This is a genomic window from Olivibacter ginsenosidimutans (assembly GCF_039542865.1).
Classification (GTDB): domain Bacteria; phylum Bacteroidota; class Bacteroidia; order Sphingobacteriales; family Sphingobacteriaceae; genus Olivibacter; species Olivibacter ginsenosidimutans.
Window position 1 is genome coordinate 509,059 of sequence record NZ_BAABIQ010000044.1, and the last position, 25,567, is coordinate 534,625.

General features: G+C 44.7%; 16 protein-coding genes. 4 read left to right on the forward strand and 12 right to left on the reverse strand.

The window, feature by feature from the left end; genetic code table 11:
• Nucleotides 1-124 precede the first annotated feature (124 nt).
• A complete protein-coding gene (locus tag ABD930_RS21595; protein WP_345235339.1) occupies nucleotides 125-427 on the forward strand; it encodes a hypothetical protein in 303 nt (100 codons plus the stop codon).
• Between the two features lie 71 nt (nucleotides 428-498).
• On the opposite strand, the gene ABD930_RS21600 is transcribed toward ABD930_RS21595, so the two are convergent.
• From ABD930_RS21600 to ABD930_RS21655, 12 genes are all read right to left on the reverse strand, one after another.
• Nucleotides 499-1,182: an MCP four helix bundle domain-containing protein gene (locus tag ABD930_RS21600; protein WP_345235341.1), complete on the reverse strand. Its 684-nt coding sequence runs from the start codon at nucleotides 1,180-1,182 to the stop codon at nucleotides 499-501.
• Nucleotides 1,183-1,346: 164 nt separating this feature from the next.
• On the reverse strand, nucleotides 1,347-3,188 hold the full coding sequence (locus ABD930_RS21605; RefSeq protein ID WP_345235343.1) for a DUF4185 domain-containing protein: 1,842 nt from the start codon (nucleotides 3,186-3,188) through the stop codon (nucleotides 1,347-1,349).
• Nucleotides 3,189-3,221: 33 nt separating this feature from the next.
• Nucleotides 3,222-4,703, reverse strand: coding sequence for a sialate O-acetylesterase (locus ABD930_RS21610; RefSeq protein WP_345235345.1), 1,482 nt, complete (start codon nucleotides 4,701-4,703; stop codon nucleotides 3,222-3,224).
• A gap of 11 nt (nucleotides 4,704-4,714) precedes the next feature.
• Entirely contained in the window at nucleotides 4,715-6,985 is a 2,271-nt protein-coding gene (locus ABD930_RS21615) for a GH92 family glycosyl hydrolase (RefSeq protein ID WP_345235347.1), read from the reverse strand.
• Between the two features lie 188 nt (nucleotides 6,986-7,173).
• Nucleotides 7,174-10,278 (reverse strand): SusC/RagA family TonB-linked outer membrane protein, encoded by a 3,105-nt coding sequence (locus ABD930_RS21620; protein ID WP_345235349.1) that lies wholly within the window; start codon nucleotides 10,276-10,278, stop codon nucleotides 7,174-7,176.
• Nucleotides 10,279-10,322: 44 nt separating this feature from the next.
• Nucleotides 10,323-12,074 carry a RagB/SusD family nutrient uptake outer membrane protein gene (locus tag ABD930_RS21625; protein ID WP_345235352.1) on the reverse strand — a complete coding sequence of 584 codons (1,752 nt, stop codon included), beginning with the start codon at nucleotides 12,072-12,074 and terminating at the stop codon, nucleotides 10,323-10,325.
• Between the two features lie 11 nt (nucleotides 12,075-12,085).
• A complete protein-coding gene (locus ABD930_RS21630; protein ID WP_345235354.1) occupies nucleotides 12,086-14,914 on the reverse strand; it encodes a SusC/RagA family TonB-linked outer membrane protein in 2,829 nt (942 codons plus the stop codon).
• Nucleotides 14,915-14,935: 21 nt separating this feature from the next.
• Nucleotides 14,936-15,931, reverse strand: coding sequence for a DUF4961 domain-containing protein (locus ABD930_RS21635; protein ID WP_345235356.1), 996 nt, complete (start codon nucleotides 15,929-15,931; stop codon nucleotides 14,936-14,938).
• Nucleotides 15,932-15,953: 22 nt separating this feature from the next.
• Entirely contained in the window at nucleotides 15,954-16,418 is a 465-nt protein-coding gene (locus ABD930_RS21640; protein ID WP_345235358.1) for a DUF5004 domain-containing protein, read from the reverse strand.
• 27 nt (nucleotides 16,419-16,445) lie between these two features.
• Entirely contained in the window at nucleotides 16,446-18,137 is a 1,692-nt protein-coding gene (locus tag ABD930_RS21645) for a RagB/SusD family nutrient uptake outer membrane protein (protein WP_345235360.1), read from the reverse strand.
• A gap of 103 nt (nucleotides 18,138-18,240) precedes the next feature.
• Nucleotides 18,241-18,849 carry an RNA polymerase sigma-70 factor gene (locus ABD930_RS21650; protein WP_345235361.1) on the reverse strand — a complete coding sequence of 203 codons (609 nt, stop codon included), beginning with the start codon at nucleotides 18,847-18,849 and terminating at the stop codon, nucleotides 18,241-18,243.
• A gap of 132 nt (nucleotides 18,850-18,981) precedes the next feature.
• Nucleotides 18,982-22,884: a hybrid sensor histidine kinase/response regulator transcription factor gene (locus tag ABD930_RS21655; RefSeq protein WP_345235363.1), complete on the reverse strand. Its 3,903-nt coding sequence runs from the start codon at nucleotides 22,882-22,884 to the stop codon at nucleotides 18,982-18,984.
• Nucleotides 22,885-23,181: 297 nt separating this feature from the next.
• Between ABD930_RS21655 and ABD930_RS21660 the strand changes: the two genes are divergently transcribed.
• From ABD930_RS21660 to ABD930_RS21665, 3 genes are all read left to right on the forward strand, one after another.
• Nucleotides 23,182-24,348, forward strand: coding sequence for an IS4 family transposase (locus ABD930_RS21660; protein WP_345235365.1), 1,167 nt, complete (start codon nucleotides 23,182-23,184; stop codon nucleotides 24,346-24,348).
• A gap of 154 nt (nucleotides 24,349-24,502) precedes the next feature.
• Entirely contained in the window at nucleotides 24,503-24,673 is a 171-nt protein-coding gene (locus ABD930_RS21950) for a phage integrase SAM-like domain-containing protein (protein WP_486348637.1), read from the forward strand.
• A 428-nt stretch (nucleotides 24,674-25,101) separates the two neighbouring features.
• The gene (locus ABD930_RS21665; RefSeq protein WP_345235367.1) at nucleotides 25,102-25,314 is read left to right on the forward strand and encodes a SymE family type I addiction module toxin; all 213 of its coding nucleotides are present in this window, start codon (nucleotides 25,102-25,104) and stop codon (nucleotides 25,312-25,314) included.
• Nucleotides 25,315-25,567 lie beyond the last annotated feature (253 nt).

Consider the following 25,567-nt stretch of genomic DNA (forward strand, 5'->3'; position numbering starts at 1 on the left):
TCGAGACTTGCTTTTTTGGCTGGCGTATTACGAACGCTATACGCCCAAGTGGGAGCAGACAAAAACAAAACAGCGGGTTCCAATGTTTCAATAAAAGCGTTAAATTAGCATAAATTTGACCCCCATGAGCACAAAAACTATTTTTATCATCGTCTTAACCGTTTTGGTAACCATTATATTAATGAAAAATACCGATGAAGTGATTTTCTGGATTTTTGGCGATCGCTATATCCCCAAACTGGCTATCCTCGGTACCATGTTTGGTCTTGGATTAATTGTCGGTTTTTTGTTAGGCAGACCAAGGAAAAAGGCAATCCAGGAAACGACCTCTCCGCAAGATTTTCAGACCACCAATGGAAATACAGAAGAATATACGAATCCTTACCGTTCCAATCTCTCAGATGATGATCGGCAATACATCGATTAATAGGCTGTAAGCAACAAGAATAGGCTGTAAGCAATAAGTATAAGGCTTAAAGCATATAGCACATCGCTTAATCAATTCAGATTAAAGGGTATATTGCTTTTGATCATACTCTTTGATTCGAGTACCAAAGCTACAACCATAATGCCGATGATAATAGACAAAATCAACTGCAAAGCAGAAAAGAAGCGTGTTCCCTTCACTACAAATTGAACATCCGCCATCAGTTCCTTTCCAACAGTGGTCTGTATTTTCTCTACTTCCGATAAGGCATTGATGGCCGCCTTTAGGGCTGCCTTCGCTTTCTGAACATGAGCCACCACCTTCAAGAGCTGGTTTATATCCGCCGCCAACAATTCGCTTTCTCTTTCCTTATAATTTGTCAATTCATGCTTAAACCCTTTCAAGAAAGCCTTTTCCCGATCCACTAAATATGTCTGTTCGTATTTTTCGAGCAAGGTGTCTATCGCATGGGTATGCGTGATCAAACGTTTTTTCAAAGCCAGCATCGTATCTTGATGCCACTCCACTTCCCTTTCAACAGCAAGCAACAAAAACATTTTGGCATATAAATGTTCAGCCATCGTAAAAATATCCGAAGCCGGCACCAAGCGATCCGCGTACATCGAAAGCAACGCTTTATTCATCTGCTTTACATTTTTATCTTCTAAGATCCTGATCGTAATAGAGCAGGCCATGATACAAAAAAGCAAAAAAGCAACCTTGAACTTTTGGCGAATAAAATAAGTCCATCGCATTGTGAGCAAATTTGATAAAGGCAGCAAAATACGAATTATAATAGTAACAACCTAAAAGCAAAAATCATTCACTAACCTAAATACCGTATTCAAAAAAACCGGACACTACCATGAGTTGCCAAGCATTTCGGCTTTTGAATTTTTATGTTGTACTTTTTAATCCCCTATAATCCGATCAGCTCATACGGCACCCGTATTCCTTTTATTCGATAATAATAGGGATCGATCCCCCCCCCTTGGCATTCACTCAGTCCGCAAGCGGAATAATTCAAACAATAGGTGACCAATAATTCGTTCCGCCCATTATCAAACTGTGGATGGATAGCTGGGGTGTAATAGCGGGCATATTGTCCGTAAAAATACTCATTGATAGTATAGACCAATTTCCGCTCGGTAAACGGGCCGGTTGGGCTATCGGCCGTTGCCATATAAATATTTCGCTTGGCATCGCAGTTAAAGCCTTGATCCATAGTTAACAAGATATATTTCCCATTCAAGTAAGATATAGACAAGGTACCCAAGCCATCGGCTATTTTTGAGGCCGCTCCTTTTACTGGATTGCTTGTCCACGAAGTCCCATCAAAGAAGCTCCATTGTTGTGGATCCTCCTGCCGGAAACGGGCCACATGTAAATACGTTTCATAACCAAAACCTACGGCTTCACTCCCAAAGGCGTATACATAACCATCGGCTGCTTTCACCATGCCCGAAGCATAAACAATGTCGGTCTGTCCACTTAAACCAGCAGGTGTGGTTCGCTCGGTTTCCCAAACCGTTCCCGCATTTTGGGTAAAGACATAGAGCGACTGATCGGTGGCACTCAGACCTGATCCTTCTCCGCAATGAACGTAGACTTTATTTCCAATCTCCACGCCCACTCCGGGCCAGGCAAAGGTATTGTTGGCCTGTATGGTACATACCTGCCGTGGACGGTCATTAGCTCCATTGGGAATCGTTACATTAGGTGTGTGTACATTATTCCAATCATTCAACGCCGGTTGCAGCAACATTGAGTTTCCATAACTGAAAAAATAACCGCATGGAAATTTATTGTTCTCTCGTAAAGATGTGCCATCCCAAGCATCCTGCGTCACCCATAACACCTTTCCATTATTCGGGCCCCAGCTTAGCGGGATACTATTTCCCTGATCAAAGGCCACCGATCCCTGTTCTGAGCCGTTTCGGTTAAAAAACTGCACTACCGCATCATCCCGATAGGTATCGGAACTAGTTGGCGCAATGACCCAACGTTGAGAAGCTGTATTTCCTACTGCTGCCGAAAAATATTTGTTCACCAAGGTATAATGCCCCAGTTCGGAAGCTTCTTCCAATTTCCATAACTGTCGGTCGGCTTCGTCATCCATCGCCGACCATTGCACCAATGCATTATCCCCTTCTGGTTTATCCCCCATTGCGGTAAGCAGTTTGCCGCTATGCAAATTCCGAATATGGAAATAGGAAACGCCACCTACCGCGCGCTGTTTAATCAAATGCCATTTCTGATACCGCGGAACCGGTGTACCCGTGCCTCTGGGCAATGCGCTAACCAAGGCGCCATCGTCGTATTTTTTATTGTAAAGGGTATCGCCCAATACACTTAAATAATGCGTCTGCTGTTCATCCGTAATCAGGTAAGTTCCATACTCACCAATAGATAGCACCTCAAATTCCACCTTCCATTCCATCACTAAACCCGAAGCAGATGTAACGGTGTAGGTATATTGATGGTTTTGGGATACATCAATTGGCTGATCAGAAGCGGGTGAAATAACCGCACCATCGGAAATCACAATGTGCGGCACAACAGCTTTCAAATCCAGTCCTTCAAAAACCTGAATTTTTAGTATACTTTCATTTTCCTGTATGATCATTTGGGCATTTCCGTATTGCCCATTGGCTAAGGTAAACGATTTAATAAGTCGCTCTGGACTTGGAGGCATTTTATATTCTTTTGAACAAGATGCTAGCACTAAAAGAGCTACTACCAATAAAAATATACGGTTCATAAGGGTGTTGAATAATGGGTAAAACATAAACATTTATTCTGGCCAAGAGTCCGTACGAAAGGGCAGTGCAGGTAAGCCCGCTCCGTTCTGCAGATTGGTTTCGGGATAATTAAAGAAAGCATAACGTACCGCAACAGGGTGTTTTACCTGTTTGCTGCTTAATTCAATCGTATTACCTCGAATAACTGACACTGCCGGATGAAAAACACGATCTTTTCCTGCCACATAAAAAAATGCGGGTGAACGATTGTCCGCGGTACGCAAACCACCTGCAAGGCTCATGGGCATATAGTGTACGCTGGCTCTATTGCCCTGGTAGGTTACGCATTGCAATCGCGGCCCTTCATAGGCAACGTGTAAACGCCCATAAGTACGGTTCAAGGCTGTCAATGCCAACCGTTCACCCAATGGCTTCTTATTCGTGGGATGTAAATTATCAGACCCGCCAATATCTACGCTAACCACCATAGCCGTATTGTTCAATGTCGCTATCCGCTCTTGTGCTTCCCTAAAGAAGGCATCTTCCGTTAATGTCGAATCGCGTTTTTCATGATCATAAGGGGCTATCAATACATAGTAGAAAGGCAATTGCCCTTGGCTAAATGCTGCGCGCCAAGCCTTGATCATTGCCTGTGTCAAACGGGTATAAGGCATCCGTTCTAAATGATTGGATTCACCCTGATACCACGTAAATCCAGTAATAGACAAGTTGACAAAAGGATGGATCAGTGCATTGTATAACAGATAAGGCCGAGTAACTTTCTCAAAAGAGAAGCCGCCATCAATCTTTTCCTTCGATTTCGGACTATCTAAATACGGTTGGAGATAAGTCACACGCAAGAGCGAGTCGGACGCCAGTACCGATCGGGGTACATAAGCCTGCCCAGCAGAAGCTCCAATTCCGGTAAATATAAGTCCGATGGGATAGTGAAGAGAGTCCAGCAATTTCTTGCCCATATAATACGCTACTGCACTGAAATCTTTAGCCGTTGTTGAATCACACACCTTCCATTCACCGCTTACCGAATCGATTGGCTCATTGCTGAAATTTAAGCCTGCACTGAATAAACGTAAATATTCCTGATTGGCCTGTGGTAAATCCGCAGCAGCATGTTGATCTTCTTTCAATGAAAACTGCATATTCGATTGCCCTGAACAGAGCCACACATCGCCGATGAGCAAAGAATCCAAGATAATTTCATCCCTCTCAGACCTTACTGTTAACCAGTGCTGCTTAAAATCGCCTGCTTGAATAGCCGGTACGTCAATTAAGGCAAGGAATTCCCGGGTATCATTGGCACGAACAACTACTTCACCTGCAAACCAATCTGCGGTGACACGCACCGCCGTACCCGGATCCGCATACCCCCATACACGGAAGGCTTTATTTTGTTGGATAACCATTCGCGACTGCAATACAGAGGATAAACGGAGATGCGTATCCTGTCGATGCGCTTGCAAGCTTAAATTTATACCGTAAAAGAGTACGCAAAAGATGACTATTTTTCTGAACATGATCGGATAGATTAAGGTTTCATCTTCGTTAGTGAAAAGGGACGGTCTACTTCCAACCGACCCCGATTTTTATTTGGTCTATCGCTCATCTTCAACGTTAAGACACCTCCTGCCGCAATCTCCTGATAATCTATCCAATTACGATCGAAGGGCTTCCCATTTAAGGTAGCAGATTGAATATATACATGCTCGGTATTGTTCCCCTGTGCATCAATAACAAATTTTTTCCCATTTTCCAGGGTGATCGTTGCTTTGCGGAATATCGGACTTCCAATATTATATTGGGTAGTTCCCGGACAAACACTGTATAAGCCCAACGCACTGATCACATACCAGGATGACATCTGCCCCTGATCCTCGTCTCCGGGGAAGCCTTTTTCTGTAGCGTTATATAGCTTCCCCATGATTTTTCGCACCTGTGCTTGTGTTTTCCAGGGCTCTCCGGCATAATTGTAGGCATAGGCCACATGTTGAACGGGTTGATTGCCATGGGCATACTGCCCCATATTGGCTAATACCATCTCTGTCATTTCATGGATTTCGTGTCCGTAAGTACCCACCTTAAATTTCGAATGTATCGTAAAGAGGGAATCTAACTTACTTACAAAAGCCTGCTGTCCGCCCATCAGATTGGCCAAGCCGCCCAGGTCATGAAAAACAGACCAGGTGTATTGCCAAGCATTTCCTTCGGTAAATGCACCTCCCCACTCAATGGGGTCAAAATCAGGGACCCACGAACCATCTTCCAGTCGCCCACGCATAAAGCCTGCTTTCGGATCCCAAACGTTTTTATAGTTGAACATTTGGCGCTCAAAAATCTGGGCATAATATTCGTTCCCGACGGATTTCGCGAGCTGGTAAGCACAAAAATCGTCGTAGGCATATTCCAAGGTCTTCGCCGTTGTTTCATGTATTTTCCCATAAGGAATAAAGCCTTTGATAAAGTAACTTTCCCAACCTTCTCGACCATTAGAACCACCCCAAAAACCGCGACCTGTCACTTCATGTAGGTAGGCAGCCAATGCCTTTTCCGGATCGAATGTCCGTATCCCTTTCATCCACGCATCAGCTAATATGGAAATGGCATGGTTGCCCAGCATCACGCCGGACATTCCGGGATTAGACCAGGTAGGAAACCATCCTGCCTGTTCCTGTGCATCCAACAACGATTGCATATAACGGCCCTGCATGGTAGGATGTAAAATATTACTCAAGGGAAATTGCGCCCTGAACGTATCCCAAAATCCATTGTCGGTATACATATAACCGGAATAGATTTTACCGTCATATGGACTAAAATAATACGGTTTGCCTTGCTGATCGATCTCATAAAATTTACGGGAGAAAAGATTGGCCCGGAACAAGCAGGAATAGAATGTTGCCCGCTCTTCCTCCGTTCCCCCTTCAACCAATACGCGGCCCAATAAGTTATTCCATACAGCCGCAGCGGCAGTTTTGGTGTCTTCCAGCTTTTTATGTGCCCCCAACTCCCTATCTAATGTCCATTGTGCTTGTTCCGGACTAATGTAGGATGAGGCTATTTTGGCCTGTACCTGTGTCCCTTTACCGAAATCAAGGTACGCACCAACTTGTTCACCCGTGATCTCGAGTTTATCATGCTGTATCTGTTTACCACCTTCGGTCCAAGTTCCATAACCTTTAAAATCACGATCAAATTGAATAACAAAATAATTCTTAAAATTTTCCGGAATAAACAAGCCGTTACGAACATAGCCAACAATTTTACGTTCTTTGGGTAATATGGTGATGGATGCATTTTTCAGAAAACCATCCAACACGACATAAGAGGCCTCTCCTTTAGGGAAAGAAAAACGCATATGTGCCCCCCGTTCCGTTGGCGAAATCTCCGTCTGAATGCCATTGTCAAATTTGACGCGATAATAATTCGGTTTGCACAATTCATTTTGATGATGAAACGTACTAGCACGTTCATCTTCCTGTACGTGCAGCTTACCACTAACCGGCATAAGCGAAAACACCGCGTAATCGTTCATCCATGGGCTGCATTGATGTACTTGCTGAAAGCCACGGATACGTTGAGCACGGTACTGGTATTTCCAACCATCGCCGTTTTTCCCCGTTTGGGGAGAAAAGAAATGTTGGCCAAAAGGTAAACCTATCGTCGGATAGGTGTTGCCGTAAGATAACTTTGGATCCGAATCTGTTCCTTGCAATGTATTGACATAACGAAGCAAATCGGGTTGACGCGCTTGCACGAAAAGGAAGCAGCAATTTAATACTATAATAATCGTCGTTCTCATATCTTAACATAAGTAAAAAGTAAAAACTATAAGCTGTAGGCTATAAGCTATAAGCTATAAGCTATACGTAGCATCAGCCAACAATCCGGCAATTCACAACACTTAACTTATCATACATCGTTTTATATATCAATATAGTAAACCATACAGGCACGCGCAACGGACAACTCACAACTCGCAACTTCATATTAAAACCCAATCTGGATACCCAAGTTTACGGCACGCTGATTGAAATAAGCATCGCCGGTCGAATTACTGGAAATTTCCGGATCTTGTTGGTATTTATTGTAGTTGGTCCAGGTCAGTAAGTTGTAAGCGCTGAGGTATAAACGCAAATTATTCAATCCCAATGGCAGTTTATCCCCCGAAAATTGATACCCTAAATCAACCGTTTTGAGCCGGATGTACTGTGCATCAATCAACCAGAAATCAGACATATAGGCGCGTGCGCTGTTTACCGTGGTCGGATTCTGCGTTAAGCGTGGAAACTCGGCATGATCGGCATTTTCCGGTGTCCAGCGCTGTTGATGTACAGGTTGGAATTGGCTCTGAAAGGCTTCAATACCGGTACCAATGACGCTAAAGCTGTAATTAAACGACCCTTGGAACAACACATTCACGCTAAACCCTTTGTAATTGGCCCCGAGCGTTAACCCTAATACCGTACTGGGCAGGTTGGGCTTACCAATGGGCCCCATATCGCGATCGTCAATATAACCATCGCCATTTAAATCCTTATATTTCAGATCACCCGCTTGGATACCACCTTCTCCCGAAGGTACTAAGCCGTAAAGCGGAATCGGAGGACGCTCCGATGCAGGTGCAACGCCATCGGCAGTATAAATACGAGCCACATCAGCTTCGGTATAAAAACCGTCAAATGCGTAACCAAAAGACTGACCAATGGGCCTGCCTGTACGGGCTAACCAAGGGAATGCAGGCAAGGCTTCGTCTTGAAAGAGCACTTTATTCTGAAAGACCTGGAACACCAGGTCGCTGCTCACCGCTACCCCACCGATTTTCCCCCGATAACCTAATACCCCATCAAAGCCCCTGTTCACGGTTTTGGCCACATTGGTAGGGGCAAATCCTACACCTAATATCGCAGGGATAGAACCCCTTTGCGTCAACTGGTCAAACCGGGTATTGTAAAAATAGTCGATCGTTAAATTCAATTTCTGATGGAATAAATTGAGTTCCAGTCCGATATTGCGTTTCCATTCTTTCTCCCACGTCACATTGGCATTCCCGAGATCTCCCTCCGCCACGGTGCCTACCACGGTACCTCCTGTCCCAAAGACATAACCGCCCGAATCGTAATAGGTTTGGTTGTAGAGATAATGGTTGCCACTGGTAATATCCGACCCAACCAATCCGTACGACCCGCGTATCTTCAGTAGATCAATGGCCGGGATCCTATCCTTAATAAACGATTCTTTTGAGGCTACCCAACCTAAGCCTACCGCCGGAAACCAACCATAGCGATGGTTTTTATCAAAGCGGTCGGTACCATTATAGGCGGCATTGAAGTCGAGCAGATACCGCTCCTTAAAATAATAACCTAGTTTAAGTGAAGTTCCTCTAAAATTGGAAGGCACGTCGGCCCGAGCCGATACACTTTGCTGGTTAAATAACAATAAAGAGCTGATCTGATGGTCGCCAAAGGTACGATCGTAGTTCAGGAAGCCCTGTATATTGAGGTTGCGGTAATATTGGTCGGTACTTCCGGTTACGGCATAGGGTTCCAACACATATTTACCCCGAGGGTCCAGTAAATAGCTACCGGTTAAGCTGTCGTAATGATACGATGGTGGCAGCGCACCCCGAAAAATATTACGGGCATATTCCTCCACGCCACCATAAGCCACCCGTGCTGTGAGTGCCAGCCCTTTCGTGATAACATCCAGCTCCTGTTTTGCTTGCAACAAGGCATTATAATCCGTGCGTTTGGTACGGTGGTATCCTCCGTTCGCCAAGCGGGCATTCAAGGTAGGCAAGGCCTCCGGATTAAAATCCGAATAAGCATAGGCATAGCTTCCGTTCGGATTCATAAAAGGAGCAGAAAAAGGAGTGATTTTGCTGAAATCATAAATTTCCCCCACGGCATTCAACGATTGGGGCTGATTGATATCGGCAAAGCGTGTACTCAAATCAAAGCGCAATTGTAAGGTTTTAGTTGCCTTGAGATCTAGGTTCGAACGGAAATTGTATCTCCTAAAGAAGTAATTGGTATTCACCTCATTGAAAGGATCATCGAATGTCCGAACCAAACCGCCTTGTGTCAAGGCTCCTCCGGACACGAAATAACGCAAGGCATCCGATCCGCCCGACAGGTCGATATTGGCATTGGTCTGACTGGCTACCGACTTAAAAATAGCATCGTACCAATTCACATCGGGATGGCCATAGGCATCTTTCCCGTTTTTGTAGAGTTCCAAATCGGCCTCACTGAACTTGGCTGGTAAACCATCGTTTGTATAAGCCTCATTAATGAGTGTCGCCGCATCGTAGGAATTCAGGAATTTTGGCGTCCGTACCGGATTTTGAATACCTGTTTCCAATCGGAGATTAACCTGCGGCCTGCCCGAGCTTCCCCTTCGTGTGGTCACGACCAATACACCGTTCGCGCCCTTAATACCATAGATCGCTGTTGTGGACGCATCTTTTAAAATGGAAATGCTTTCGATTTCATTGACATTGATCTGTTGCAATTGATCGTACGAATATTCGATATCATCTACAATGATCAGCGGACGATTCCCTTCGTTGTTCAGGGAGCTTACACCACGGATAAAAAAGTCGGACGCGTCGCGCCCCGGCTGGCCCGATCGCTGTTGGGCTACAAATCCGGGAATCCGTCCCATGAGGGTATTTTGCACATTGGCGGTGGGCACATTACGGATTTCGGCCCCCGAAACCGTACTGACCGCTCCCGTATTGGTAATTTTCCGGGTAGTACCAAATCCAACCACCACCACCTCATCCAAGCCCTGATTGGATGGTTGCATGGTCACATCCACGTAGTGCTTACCCGTTACATCAACCTCGTTATCCGCAAACCCCAATAATTTAACCACCAATATATTCGATGTACCTCTTAAGGTCAGCTGAAATTGACCTTTGGCATCCGATGAGGTCACATTTTTTTCAACACCTTTTTCGCGGATGGTTGCTCCGGGAAGAATACCTCCCAAATCGCGTACAGTGCCCTTGATAACCCGCTGCTGCGCAAGCAAGGTTACATGCGCCAATAGCATCGCGTTAAATAGGATCATTGATAATAATTTCTTCATGTTTATAAGCTTGTACGATCTGTAATATTTTTTAACGCTTTCCATTAATTCCAACCGGGATTCTGTTTCATATGGGTATTCTTCAACACCTCACTATCCGGTATAGGATAGAAATACATGTTGGACGTAAATCCCGGTTCGAATACTTCTACCCGGTTGTACGTTAACATGCCGGCCGATTGAGTGATCTGCATGCCATGCAAGGGTTTACCCATGACCTCCCCGGCCAGCTTCCAGCGCCGGATATCCCAGTAGCGGTGTTCCTCAAAAGCGAGCTCCAACCGCCTTTCATTGCGGATTAAATCACGCATCTGCTCTTTGCTCAAATTGGTCGGAATACCATAATGCCCGTCATCACCGGCCAAAATGCCTGCGCGCTGCCGAAGTGCCTGAAGTTGGTCGTATACCGCTTGTACCGGGCCGCTGTATTCATTCAGGGCTTCGATATAGTTCAAGATCACTTCCGTGTAGCGGAAAAGAATATAATCGCGTTGCACCTCACTATATTGGGAGGCTTCTTCAAAATCGCCCATAAACTTTCGCATGTAATAACTGGTACGGGTTTGCAGTTCCGTTCCACCCGGTTTGTTTCTCCCGCCATCAAACGTCTGCAAGGGCGTACGTAACCAGGTGGCTCCATTATACAGCACATTCATGGCTAACCGCGGATCCCGATTGGTATAAGGATTATTAGGATCATAATTGCCCGATGTGTTGATTGGCTCTCCTGTATTCATAGGAAAAGCCTCCACAAACTCCTGTGTCGGACTCGTTCTGCCCTCTCCACCAATCTGGGTACCAAACCCAAAGGGCCCATTGGCATTTTCGATGTCCTTATTGTTGCCCCATTGCTTGAAAAAGATAATTTCTTTATTGTATTGGCGGGTGAATATTTCTTTTGCGTTTTCTTCCAATGCGTAGGTCTGGAGATCGATGATTGCTTTGGCCGCTTCAGCAGCACGCGCCCACCGTTCGGCATCAAAAGAAGGATATCCGGTCAACGGATTACTGCCGTCGATATTTTCACCGTTCGCCAGCGGACTGGCCGCATATAATAATATCCGTGCCTTTAAGGCCATGGCAGCACCTTTCGTTACGCGATGACTGTTGCGCGACGGACTGGGTACGGGGTAGGCCAACAGGCTATCCTGAATGGCATCCATCTCTTGTACAATATAATCCACACAGGCTTCATAGGTATCGCGTGGTAGCTCCACATCTTCACCGAGTTCCAACACCCGATCGCCCATCAAGGTAATACCACCGTATCGCTTTAATAACTCAAAATAGGCCAATGCACGCAAAAAGCGCGCTTCCGCTTTCCAAGTGCGCTTTACGGTTAATCCGCTTGGCAACGGATCAAATTTACTGTCGTTAACCTGCACCACATCGATATGGTTGATAAAGACATTAGCCGCACGGATATTCTTGTAACAATCGCCCCAGATCATATCCGAGTTTACCCGATCGTAAGCACTATATTGGCCTTTTGCCAGCCGACTGGCTTCATTATCTTCAATGTTCGAAGAGATGGCATCGTCACTGGCCGCATCCAACAAATTACCATCGACCCGGTTCCGCGAAACACTTTTCGGAAACATATCCGCATACATCGAATTCAAAAACCGCAAAGCGTTGGTCCCCAGCGAATCATTGGGGTCAAATACATATTCAATGGTCACATTCTCCAGCGGTTCCGCTTCATAATCCTTTTTGCAGGATAGCATGGCGATGGCCATTCCCATCAACACGATGGAAAACCGCATATACCGTTTAATCATTTCTTTTGTTCTCATCCGTCCTGATTTTATAGATTTACGTTAACGCCCACATTAAATACCCGTTGTAGTGGATAAGCACCAGTTGGTACTTCCGGATCCTGCCCCTTGTACGCCGACCATGTACTTACATTCAAAGCATTGGCAAATAGTTTTAATCCGTTCAGTCTAAGCTTTTCCGTAAATGAGGCCGGAAAACTGTAGGCAACCTGTACATTTTTAAGCCGGAAATAATTGCCCGACCGAATCCAGAAAGAAGACTCGGCATAGTTATGGGAGTTCCCAATAGTGAGACGTGGATACGTAGCGGTAGCAGCGGTTTCAGGTGTCCATCGATCCAGGATGGGTTCATACGCTTGTTCATAGCCACCGAAGCCAAGAAACCCGCCATGGATAGCCCGGTCATTCAAATACAGTTCACGGTTGGTTACGCCCTGTAGCAAGGCACTGCATTCCAAACCTTTCCAACGGAATCCTAAGGTGAAGCCATAATAGATCAACGGTTTGGTCGAGGAGATCAACGTCCGATCAAATTGATCGATCACCCCATCTTCATTGAGGTCGCGGTATTTGATATCTCCGGGTTGCGCATCATAGCCAACAGTGGATGCTCCATTTTCGATTTCTTCCATGGATTGAAGCAGACCATCGGCAATATACCCCATCCGCACGCCCATAGGAAGGCCTGTAACCTCTTGCCAAGGGTAGCGTTGTTGTTGCTCATCAAAAAACACCACTTTGCTTTGTTCAACCGTCAAATTGGCTGATGCAAAATAACCGACATCCCCCAACTGCTGCTGATACGTCCAGGTCGATTCCAATCCTTTTATATTCGTTTTACCGATATTTTCGGCCGGATAGGCAATACCGATCATCTCAATACTCTTTCCGCGCGTTTGTAAAAGGTCGAAATAACGATCGTAATAGGCATCCGCAACCCATTGCAGTCGATTACCGAAAAACGCCGCATCGAAGCCCACATTCAACTTATAGGCTCCCTCCCACGTACGGACATTCGGTAAATAAGTGTTCTCCCAATAACCACGCAGCTCAGAGCGTTCCGTGCCGGCACTGTACACACCACTGCCGATGCGACCATCAGTGGCCATAAACGTAGCGCGATACTCATAATATCCCGAATTGTCTACCCCATTCCCGGTCTTACCAAAGGTTCCCCGAAGCTTCAACTCATCTAACCAAGAGGCGCCATCTTGTAGAAAAGGCTCCTTTTTGATATTCCAGCCCAGTCCGAAGGCATAAAAGAGCCCATATTGATATCCCGGACGATATCGGTTGAAACCGCTCGTATTCAAGGCCGCTTGCGCCATATATTTTCCCTGATAATCGTAAGAGAGCTTTCCCGTGAGGTTGGTCGCTACCGCGGGTAAGTCATAATTAAAGAGCGTCCGGCGCTGGTCGCCCATCAAACTGGCCTGAAAATGATGTTCCGCCCAATCCCGTTCATAATTAACCGACACCTGACCGAACCAATAACGCGCATTGAAAACCGTATTGAAATCATTATTTTGCGCCACCGCGTTCGCCATGATATTGTAGGAAGTATCTCCTGCGGAACCGACAACCATTTGGTAGGTCGGTTCCTTCCGTTCACGCACAATTCCGGTAAGCGATTGTACGGCTACGTTCGTTGTAGCCTTGACCGACAAACCTTTCACCCAATCATTTAAGTCGTAACGCAAATCGACATTGGCCATCACATCTTTGAGATGGTCCTGCCGATAACCGGAATTCGTGGTTAAAGCCAAGAGATTGTCTTTGAAATAACTCGTGGACCCCCAGCTACCATTTGCATTCTTGATCGGGTAAACACCATTAGGTGTTTTCTTTAAGGTTTCCAATAAATTTTGTGTACCCACTCCCGGTTCGTTTCCATCTTGTATCCGTCCCATGATTTGCATACCGAGCGTAAAGCGATCGGTAATGCGAATGTTCACATTGGTATTCAGGCTATAGCGCTTCAACGAACTGTTGGTATTATAGGCCACCTCAGGCGATTCTTTAAACAATCCGAGTTGATCCGTATAATTCAAAGCAATGGCATACTGCGCCGTTTTTCCGCCCCCGTTGGCCGACAAATTGTAGCGCATCAGCGGCGCCGTTTTTCGCAATACCTGATCGTACCAGTCGGTGTTCGGATAACGCAACGGATCTGTACCGGTCCGAAACAACTCAAATTGTTCTTCGGTATAGGCAGGCTGATTGCCCCCATTGGTCAGGGCCTCGTTTAATAAGTAAGCAAATTGATGAGCAGGCAAGGGCTTGGGTAAGTTCAAGGGTTCCTGCAAGGCTGCCTGTGCGGTGAACGAAATGCGTGTTTTACCCGCTTGTGGTTTTTTGGTTGTAATCAATAAAACGCCACGCGAACTCCGTTGCCCCAGTGCAATAGTCGATAGGGCATCCTTTAACACCGTAATCGACTCGATATTCTCCGGATCAATGGAAAAAATGTCGCGTTGTATGCCATCAATGACCACAATGGGCGATTGTTTGCGCAAACTGATATTGTATTCGGTATTTTCACTGGGCACACCGGCACCCGCAATCGGCCGGTTTCCCAAAAAGGCGTCGACGTTATAGTTGACGGCCGTATTCATTACTCTGAACCCTTGATTTTGCTGGGTATAAAAACCGGACATACGTCCGGTAAGGGCAGGTAAATAACCTGTAGCCGGGGTGGTGGTCAGCTGATCAGACACCAAGGTAGTACGCGCCCCCAAAAATGTTTTTACCGGTGCCCGATCATAAAGTACCTCCAGACTATCGGTTTCCTGCCCGCTTGCCCAACGCAAGGGAAAGAGCATACCCCCTAAGAAAAGAGCAACTAAAAATTTCTTCATCTGTTTATCGTTAAATAAAAGTTAATCGCATGTAAAGGTGTATACAAATGGTTCTTCGGTATTGGCATAGCCTACCTTGATATTCCCGGTCTGATCGGTAAAATAATAGATAAACCGCTCCATCACTTCTCCCTCCTGTAAACCAAAATACTGTCTTGGCCAAAAGGTCATTTCAAACCTCCCCTTTGCACCGGTTACGGCTTTCAAACGGTTTGCTGACGACACCTCGCATACGGTCTTTGTTTTGCCGTCTGCCAACTCCGCCGTTGCACAGAGGTAAATCTCTTCACCCAACGGGCCGGGTAAGATATCCCGATCATAGGTCAAAGTCAGTATATCATTATCCGTTGAGCGATAAGGGTCAACGAATGTCTGCGGTGGATTACAAAAATCCACTACGTCGCCTTCGCCGTCGGTCACCTCAAAGCAGTCGGAAAACCAGGTTTTATATTTCGCTCCAGGCCCACCCAGATAATCGTCCAAACCGTCAATGCTCGACCCTATGAAATAGCCTACTTTAAACTTCACGTTCTGCATGCCGCTTTTGATGGAGATCTGGGCATCGATCTTCGGCTTATCACCATTATGCAGCGTGTACTGCTCTTTGGTCCAAAACACCACCCACTCCATATCGTCAATCAGGTTCGGGCCAATACCAAACTTGTTTTTCAGGGCCGGAGACCAATCCAGGTTATTGCCTGAGTTAGGCGCCTTGACACCTACAGGCACCTGTACCAGCGTTCCGGAGCCAAAGTCTTGCGACACATAACTCATCTGCATGTTTTGCGCCGCGTTCCAACTGCGGGGTGCCAAAACGGCTATTACAAATCGTACGTTCTGTCGGTCTTCCGCTACGTCCACATGGGCATGCAATGCCGCTTCCAAGGCTTCACCTGCCTTTACCGAACCGGGTTGTTCTACCCCATCCAGATACACACAGCCCGCAATGAGGGCAATAAGCGCACATCCTATCGCCCATCGAAAGGATAAGGTTCGTTTTATCTTGGTTGTATTCATGAATTTTTCATCAATTAGGTGGTCACTGATCGATTGTTTTTACCAAGGTATACACATAGGTATTGCTACTACAGCCCGCACTGAAGGTGAGGGATAGATTCCGTGTTCCCCCTACAATCGGGTAGTCAAAACTGGAACCGACTTCCCGGTTAGTTTCGGCTTCTTTAAATTTGATTTGAAAGGGGTACTGCGGATCGTCTAAAGCATAAGCGCCGTCTTTAGCCACTATAAATGGTAAGGCATGTTCTATCTGGTAATTACCATCTGCTTGGAACGTGATTCGGAAAGGGGAAAAATCAAATTTTTCCGTGATGTCGGTACCATTCCGGGTTGCTTTGGTAATCTGCCAACTTCCTTGTATTTGCTTGACGGATTCAACCGTAGCGATTTCGTCCGTTTTACAGGAATACAGCATATTGAGCCCAAGCAGCAAGCATATCATAGGCTTTATGAAAAACCTTGGAAGATTAGGTATTTTGCTCATCATAATTATATTGGTTTTTGGTAAATTTTATTAATAACCCGGGTTTTGTTCCAATTCGGGCGATTTTCCCACTTCACTCATGGGGATCGGCCAATAATACATCTCCGGCCTGAAGTTGTGCTTATCTACCACGACAACTTTATAGGTTACTTGTCCGTTTCCTCGTCTGACCTCCATTCCATGCATTTGCTGGTTTTGGGTATCGCCTAACATCCACCGACGCACATCCCAGAAACGATGACCTTCGAATGCGAGTTCTACCCGCCGTTCGTTCCGGATGCGTTCCCGCATTTCCGCTTGTGAAAGGCCTTCCGGCAATTGATAGGGATTTAAACCAGCCCGTTTTCGTACGGCTTCCATTGCTTGATAGACTTCGGTACCAGGGCCGCTGTATTCGTTGAGGGCTTCGGCGTAATTCAACAATACTTCCGCATAGCGAATCAAGGGAAAGCAACGTTGCCCACCATGGATAAAATTGGCGGCGTGTTCCGGATTTAGCATCTTATTGGTGTAATAACCGGTAGGCGTTCCGGAATAGATGGCATCCTGACTAGATGGCTGACCATTTGCAGTCAGGTAAATATTTACAGGTGCCATAGCTCCTTGGTTGTTCGCAATGACGGTCTGATCTTTAATAAAGCTATAGGCCAATCGCGGATCGCGCCCTGCATAGGGATTCTGCGGATCGTATCCACTTCCGTCCTCGTCAATAGCCTTACCATTCTGCATGCCAAAAGCATCTACGGTTTCCTGATACGGGAAACCGCCCTTCGCTGCACCTCGTGAAGGGGGTTGCCAAATTTCTTCTAATTCTTTGTTACCACCCTGCATGCGGGCAACGATATATTCCGGATTTTCACGCAGCGTGAATACATAAAAAAAGCTATACCCGGGTGGATTATTATTTTCTTCATACAAGGCGTATTGCCCTGAGGTGATGATCCGTTGGGCAGCATCTGCTGCTTTTTTCCAGCGTTCGGGATCTGCCGAGGTATACCCGAGCAAGGGGTTGCTGTTGCTGCGATTGTACAGTGGACTGGCGGCATATAATAAGGTTCGTGCTTTTAAGGCATCACATGATGCCCCGCCTGCACGCCCATACTCACCCCTAATCTGTTTATACGGAAGTACATTGCGCACCGCATCGCATTCGCCCACAATATAATCGACACATTCGGCATAAGTGTTTCGCTTCGCAGGGATATGATCGGTAAACGCATAGACCGTATCGCCCACCAGCGGAATGCCACCATAGTGCTTGAGTAGAATAAAATAATACCAGGCACGCAAGAAACGCGCTTCGGCGGCCATGAGTTCTTTTTGATGGGCCTCAATGGGTGCTTGTGGCAAATGTTTCAATAACTGGTTCACCTTGCGAATGTTGGCATAGGGTTTTAGCCATGCGTCTGTAGCAATACTGGAGGCGGTAATGGTACCCGAGGAAAAGAGCACGGTGGTTGTCACATCGGTCGATTGCTGCGGCCGTGACTCATCGCACGCCGCGTCCAAACCGCCGTTTTCAAAGCGATTGGCATGTTCAGAAAAGCCGATATCCACGTAAATATCGTTCAAGAACTGGACCGTATACAAGCTGTCTGAAAAGACCAGATCTTCTGTTAAATCTGATGTAACTGTTTGGTCCAAAAAGCCCTGCTTACCGCAGGACATGCATACAATCAGGAGTATACCCGAAAAAAGTGGTGGTATAAAAACACGCTTCATACTTAGATTTTGGTTAAATAATGGTATATTATTGGTATTACGTATTAAAATAAAGACACTTCGCTTTATAAAAAGGGGTAATCGTTGACAAAAAAATAGCCAACTATACCGTTTGATCAATTGGCCTATGGCTGCAATACTCCCTGATCGACTTAAAAGCCAATTTCATATGTTTTTTCACAGTCTCCACAGAGATGTTCAACATACTTGCGATTTCACGTTGCTTCAATCGGGCAATCTTGTTCATGCGGAATACCTTTTGTTGCTGAGTAGGCAGTTTACTGATTGCTTCATCCATCAGACGTGTATATTGCTCAAAAAGATCATCAGCTATTTCTGCAGGCTGGTACCTGTCTATGCTTTCTATCCATCGCTGATGAATCCGCTGTTCGTTGGCCATCTTTCGCAGGGCATTTAACATCCTATTCTTTGCTACAACAAATACAAAGTCTTTAAATGATTTAATATGGCGCAAAGATTTCCGTCTGAGCCAAACCTCCATAAAGGTCTCCTGCGTAATTTCCTCTGCCAAAACACGCGATGAAGTCAGCTGATAGACCACAGCTCCTAGATAATCGTGGTAGGTATGGAACAACCATTCAAAAGCATCAGTATCTCCCTCAGCTACGCTATGCAACATCTCCGATTCGTTTCTGACAGCAGAAATTACGGTCGCAGTGCATGAATTGGTTTCGTGGTTAATAGGTCTCATAAAATCACCTTTGGTTATAAAAGATTTATGGGATAATACCCCGTCAGTTATAACCATCAAAGGTAGCGCTAGAAGCAAAAACTGCTACGTGAGAACGTGCCAATCTTCCGAGGATTTGTGCCTTTTTTAGGTTTAAGACCCTTTTTTAGCATATTCTGTGGGTAAAACACCGAATTGTTTAATGAAATTCCGGGTGAACGTGTCGGGTGATTTAAATCCGGTTTGCATGGCTATTTCGTATATTTTCAGATCTTCTGATCGCAACAGTTCAGCCGCTTTTTTGAGTCGGATAAGGATAATCATTTCCTGTGGAGAAATGCCCGATACCGCTTTGATTTTTCGATACAAATTACGCCGGCTCATATGGAGCATTGATGCTAGGCCATCAACATCTAAGTCTACATTTTCAAGGTTCTCCAGAATAATAGCATTGAGTTTGTTCAATAAAATATCATCTGCCTTTGAAGGAGCAATAGTGGTAATTTCGGCTGCAGGAGAAATAGCAAAATGATGCATAATTTTGGCCCGATTGAGCAGCAAGCTATTGATTTGGGCTTTTACGTGCATGGGTGAAAACGGCTTTTCAATATACGCATCCGCGCCTAACTCCAACCCCTCAATCTTTGCGTCCACACTGCTTTTTGCGGTCAGTAAAATAACGGGAATATGGCTGAAGTTAATGTCACTTTTGACCCTGTTGCAAAGCTCAAAACCATCCATTTCGGGCATCATCACATCACTGATGATTAAGTTGATGTCTTTCCGATGCAATACATCCAAGGCTTCAACGCCCATTCCTGCGGTGTGTACGTGATAATCATTACGCAGTTCCTGGAACAGGAAACGCATGATTTCTTTATTGTCTTCAACGATCAAAATATGCTTCTTGGCTTCGGTAGTTGTACGGACTTCCGTTTCCTGGGTCAAATCTTCCTGAAAATAATCCAAGTCAAATTCAATTTCCTGATGTATGGGTAAGGTTAGGGTAAAGACATTATGCGAAGCTGCCGTACTCGCCTCCAAGGATCCGTGATGAAATGCCGCCAGTGAACGGGAAAGTGCCAATCCAATTCCGGTACCTTCCGTATGCTGCTTGGTTTTTAAGCGATAAAAAGGTTCAAATATTTTTTCTTTTAAGGGCTCCGGAATAAGGGGGCCATCATTACGTACCGTGATTTCAACGCTTTTTTCCTTTTCAGTGGCTAGGTTCACGGTTACAACCTGTTCTCCGTACTTCAAGGCATTTTTTAATAAATTAACAATGATCTTCGTCAACGCTTCCGGATCCACATAGGCATATAGGGGCTGATGGTCTGTAGTGAGTTGATACGCTATTCCCTGCATCTCTGCACTCAATTTGAATCGGTCAAAATTCTCCACAAGCAGTTGGCGGACATCCGTTTTAACAAAGTTGAGTTTGAGCTCTCGCTGCTCCACCTTTCGGAAATCAAGGAGCTGATTCGTTAATTTTACCAAACGATCAGCATTTTTATGCATGATATTGGCATTATACTTGGCTTCTTCCAGCTTATCGGCTTGTTCAATTTTTTCCAATGGTGCCATAATGAGCGTAAGCGGTGTCCGTATCTCATGGGCTATATTGGTAAAAAAGTCTATTTTAGCCTCGTAAATCTCTTTATCTTTCTGATGGTTAAGCATGCTATACATCCGCTCATGCTTTTCTTGTATTCTTTTCTGGTAATAACGAAAGGCAACTAAAACGACGGAACAACCAAACAATACGTACAAGAAATAGGCTTGCGAACTTAACCACCAAGGTGGCGTGATGATGAGTTTTAGTTGCTGCTCCCGGCCCCATCTTCCAACGATCGTTGCAGCCTTTACTTGGAAGGTATATTCGCCTGGCGGGAGCTTGGTAAAGTATACTCGTCGGTTGGTTTTCAACTTCGTCCACCCAGACTCCAAACCTTCCAAGCGATAGCTATATTGCGTGAGCTCGGGTGACCGGTAGGATAGTGCAGCAAAGTCAATACTTAACGATGCACTATCATAGGGTAAGGTAAGTGTTTTGGTTTCCACGATCGATTTTTTCAATGCCGCTTGGGATCCTATCGGCAGTTCAAGATTGTCTACCTGTATCCCCGTTATAAATAGCGGAGGATGGATCACCTCTTCAGCGATCATAGCGGAGTGGAATCCCACAAGACCTTGCGTCGATCCAAAATAAATGATGCCATCCTTCGTAATGTAACCAGAGTTACCCGCAAATTGATCAATGGGTAATCCATTTGATCGATTAAAAATTTGGATGGCACCACTTTTACTATCCAGTTTACATAAGCCAGCGGCGGTAGATATCCATAGCCAATTGTTCGATCGTAGTATTTTAAAGGTATTGTTACTCGGCAAGCCATCATCGGTTGTAAGGAAAGTTACTTGCTGTTGCTTTGGTTCATACCTTACTACCCCTCTCCCCTCCGTAGAGAACCACATCCGATGATCACCGTCTTCCATAATACTCGTCACGGTATTATTAAACTTTCCACCTTCGGCAAAGTCGATCGGTAGCGAGACACCGGACATCGTCTTTGGATCAATATAATAGAGACCGGAAAAATAGGTCCCAACCCAAATACCACCGGCATGATCCCTAAATAGGGACGATACGACTACCCTGGGGATACCACTCACCACACTAATCCGTTCTGTCTTTGCGTCTAAAAAGAGCATACCATCAGTTGTACCGATTAGCATACCATTCGCGGTTTTGCTAAAACAATTCACTGTCCCCGTGCCAATGCCTTCAGATAGTCCGAGGGTGTTGTATTGATGGATCACGTTGCCACTATGGCGGTTGGCAACGACCACGGTACCCCTACCCGAACCGAACCAAAGTTTATCCCCATCAGCAAAAAGCCCCGAAACACTGTTAAAAGCCTTAAGCCTACGCCGGAGCACGTTATCGTTCGTATCGAGAAAAAATAAACCATCATTTTCTGTAGCTGCCCATATCCCACCGTCTTCGTCAGGCGCCACCTGTCCCACAACTTGTTGACCATCTATAACATCTTCCGTGGCGTATAAGGTAAACCATCCATTCTTTTTATTGAAATAATTGATGCCACTATACTTACAACCTACCCAGATTCCCCCTTCCCGATCTATCTGCAGGTCTTTGATGTTGTTATCTGACAAACTGTTGGGATCTTTATCGTTTCGACTCAGCAACTTTTTTTTACCCGACTTAAGATCATACACATAAATGCCTTTCGTAGTGCTTATCCAATATTCGCTAGCCCCCGATTGGAGGATATCGGTTACGCTAATAGTGGTATGGTCTGGGCTCTGCAGAAATACGTCACTAAAATTTCCGGTGTTCTGTTCAAAGCGCTTTAGTCCATTATGCTCTGTACCGACAAGCATCATCTCCTGATTTACGAAGAATAATTTAGTAATGCGCGCGGGTGCCGCTTGGGTTGTTGTGCCGGGAACGGAGAAGCTTGTGCGCAGATTGGTTTGTGCATCATAGCGTAATATATATCCACGATTGGTACCAACCCATATATCACCGTTTGGCGCCGTCATCAATGAGATACAGTAATATTGATCAAAAAAATGATAGGCTCCGGATTTTAAATTGTATTTCACGAGTTGATCATTACAGATCATCCACAAATTGCCCTGATGGTCATCTGTAATACCAGCTATCCACTTGGTGAAAGTGAAATTTAATCGGGTGAATGTTTCGTCAGTAGCATCATACTTCCATAGGCCATTGTGTGTGCCCACCCATAAGGTGTCTGTATTGCCCACATAGAGCGCACTGACAAAATTATTGCCAATAGCTTTCTCCTGCTTATCGTCCGTCCGAAAAATTTTGAACTCATGCCCATCAAAGCGATTTAAGCCATCCCATGTGCCAAACCACAAAAAGCCTTTATTATCCTGCACACTGCAATTGATATTATTGAACGAAAGGCCATCTCGATTATCGTAACGTTTAAACCAATAATTTTGCCCATAGGCCACGTTCACGAGCAGCAAGATACCACCAGTCCATACTATCGTCCACATCAAAAATCTGGAAAAACACATAACGAAGCAAAATCAATCAGTCAGCTAAATAGGCTTGTTAATTTACACAAAACAAGCAATTTTTTTCAATTTTATAGAATTTAGTGATGATATGCTCCGAGTATTCTTTCTATGCTTTCAGCACCCATCAAGATATTTACGATCAGAACCTCACTAGTGTCCGGTTAAGAAAAAAGTTTTTAATATAACTATTTAATATACAATGATTTATAGTCGTTCTTTGATTTTTTGATTTGAAATTGCTGTTAACTTGCACATTGAACTAAAAGCAAGTTAATGAACCAGGGCAAATATGTTTATTCGCAATTGATGGATTATGCTTCCAAATATGTGTTCAACAAATGTGTGGAGCGTTATAAGGGCAATTACCGTTCTCGGAACTTTACGTGCTGGCAACAGTTTCTGTGTCTGGCCTTTGGTCAGCTTACGCACCGGGAAAGTTTGCGGGACATCGTTCTATGCCTAAATGCCCAGGGCAAGAAGCTCTACCATCTTGGTTTTAAAAAACAGGTGAGCCGCTCTACCTTATCCGATGCCAACAGGCATAGGGACTGGCGTATCTATGCCGATTTCGCCGCCCAGCTCATGCAGGATGCCAAAGCCCTTTACATTAATGAGCCGGAAATTGGCAGGGAACTGCAGGGCAGCGTCTATGCCCTGGATTCAACATTGATCCGTCTCTGTGTGGAAGTGTACCAATGGGCACATTACCGGTCGACAACTGCAGGCCTGAAGCTGCATACCCTGCTGGATGTACAGCACGCCCTTCCGGAGCTGGTTGCCATCACAAGCGGTAAGGTGCATGACATGAAGATTCTTCCGGAAATTAATTTCAGGCCAGCGGCCTTTTACATTATGGACAGGGCCTATTTTGACCTGGCACAGCTTTTCCGTATCGACCGGCAGAAGGCCTTTTTTGTTATCCGGGCAAGAACCAACCTGAAGCTGGCCACATTGGAGAGCGCTGCAGTGGAAAGGGATATCCTGATGGACAATATCGTACATTTTAAGAATTACTATTCAAAAAAGGCATATCCGCAACCGCTAAGATATATCAGGAGCAGAGATCCCGATACAGGGAAAACCGTTCTGTTATTGACCAACCATATGGAACTGGATGCCGGGATGATTGCCGGGCTCTACAGACAACGCTGGAAAATAGAACTCTCCTTTAAATGGATCAAGCAGCACCTGAGGATCAAAGTTTTCTGGGGAGAAAGCGAAAATGCAGTCAAAACCCAGCTCTGGATAGCGTTATCCGCATACCTGATCGTAGCTATTGTCAGAAAAAAACTCAGGATAGAACAAAGTTTATACGAAGTTCTACAGGTTTTAAGTGTATCGCTGTTCGACAGGACACCAATCACAGAGTTACTTAATGATAAACAATTTCAAATTTCAAAGAACGATATATATAAACAACTAAATATCTTTAATTTTTAAACCGGACACTAGTGATCAGAACCTTATAAATAGTACTATCACACTACACATCTATGCACGGGCAACGGTATCAAACTTCCCTACAACATACCAAAAAATTCATTCAGTATCAATACGGAGTCAACGATATCGCACTAAACAAAATAGACCACCGATTTATAACCGATTACGATTTTATCTCCGTGCCCAAAGCGTATGCGGAAATAATACCACGGTTAGGTACATCAAAAATTTCAAGAAGATCATCCTGATTTGCATAGCAAACGGTTGGATACAAAAAGATCCCTTTCTAACTAAAGGGAGAGATGTTATATTTCCTCTATAAATAAGTTCTCGATGGCAGAGGAGAGACCGATAAATTGCTTTTATATACCACGCGATTATATTGCATATAAAAGGCAATTTATCTAAGTTTGAATTTAGAGGAAGGATACGAAATGGTTAACGTGATAGGCTTTGATAAAGAAGTGAAGGGTAAGAGGAAGTAAAGATTCGCTGGCGATACCGCCAATTACTCTTAAAAGACGTCAAAAAATCCATTGAGTCTATTTAAATAGTCCTAAAAGTTGAAGGAATGGGTAATTAATTTAAAGAATAATGCTTATGTTTGTAATGCGTACATAAGAAATATCAAGATAAAAACTTCAATGTTTAACAATATGCCTGGCAGAGAGCAGGTGCAAGTCCTGCACATTTCAATATTTCTTGGATGTACGCAGCACTGTCAGGCTACCTTAAAATCTTCAAAAAATTATGCGTACATCCAAGAAGAAATTAAGCAGACAACCGGAGGTTAGAAGCTTAAAAATCCAACCATTCATCAGATTTAACCAATTCAGTCAGACAACAGTTCCTGTTATCAGACTAAGTGGGCATTGGCTCGAAAAATTAGGTTTTAGTCCCGATCAACGAGTTAAGGTTACAACGATGAATAAATTGCTTATCATTAGTTTGGATGAGGATTAAGATTAAAAGCCGCCGATTCGGATTGGATTGGCGGCTTGTTTATATTGAATTGTCAAATAGCTTATCAAGCTGTCTCTCAGCCTTCTTAAGCTTCAAATTCAACTCTACTTTCTTATTAAATTGCTTGCATTAAGTACATGACAAAATTTGTATTACACATATATTCAGTTTGTTAAATCCGGAAGCCAATACACCTGTACTATTGAAATAAAACAGGGTAACACGCATGGTTTAAAGCACTTGCAGTTGACTT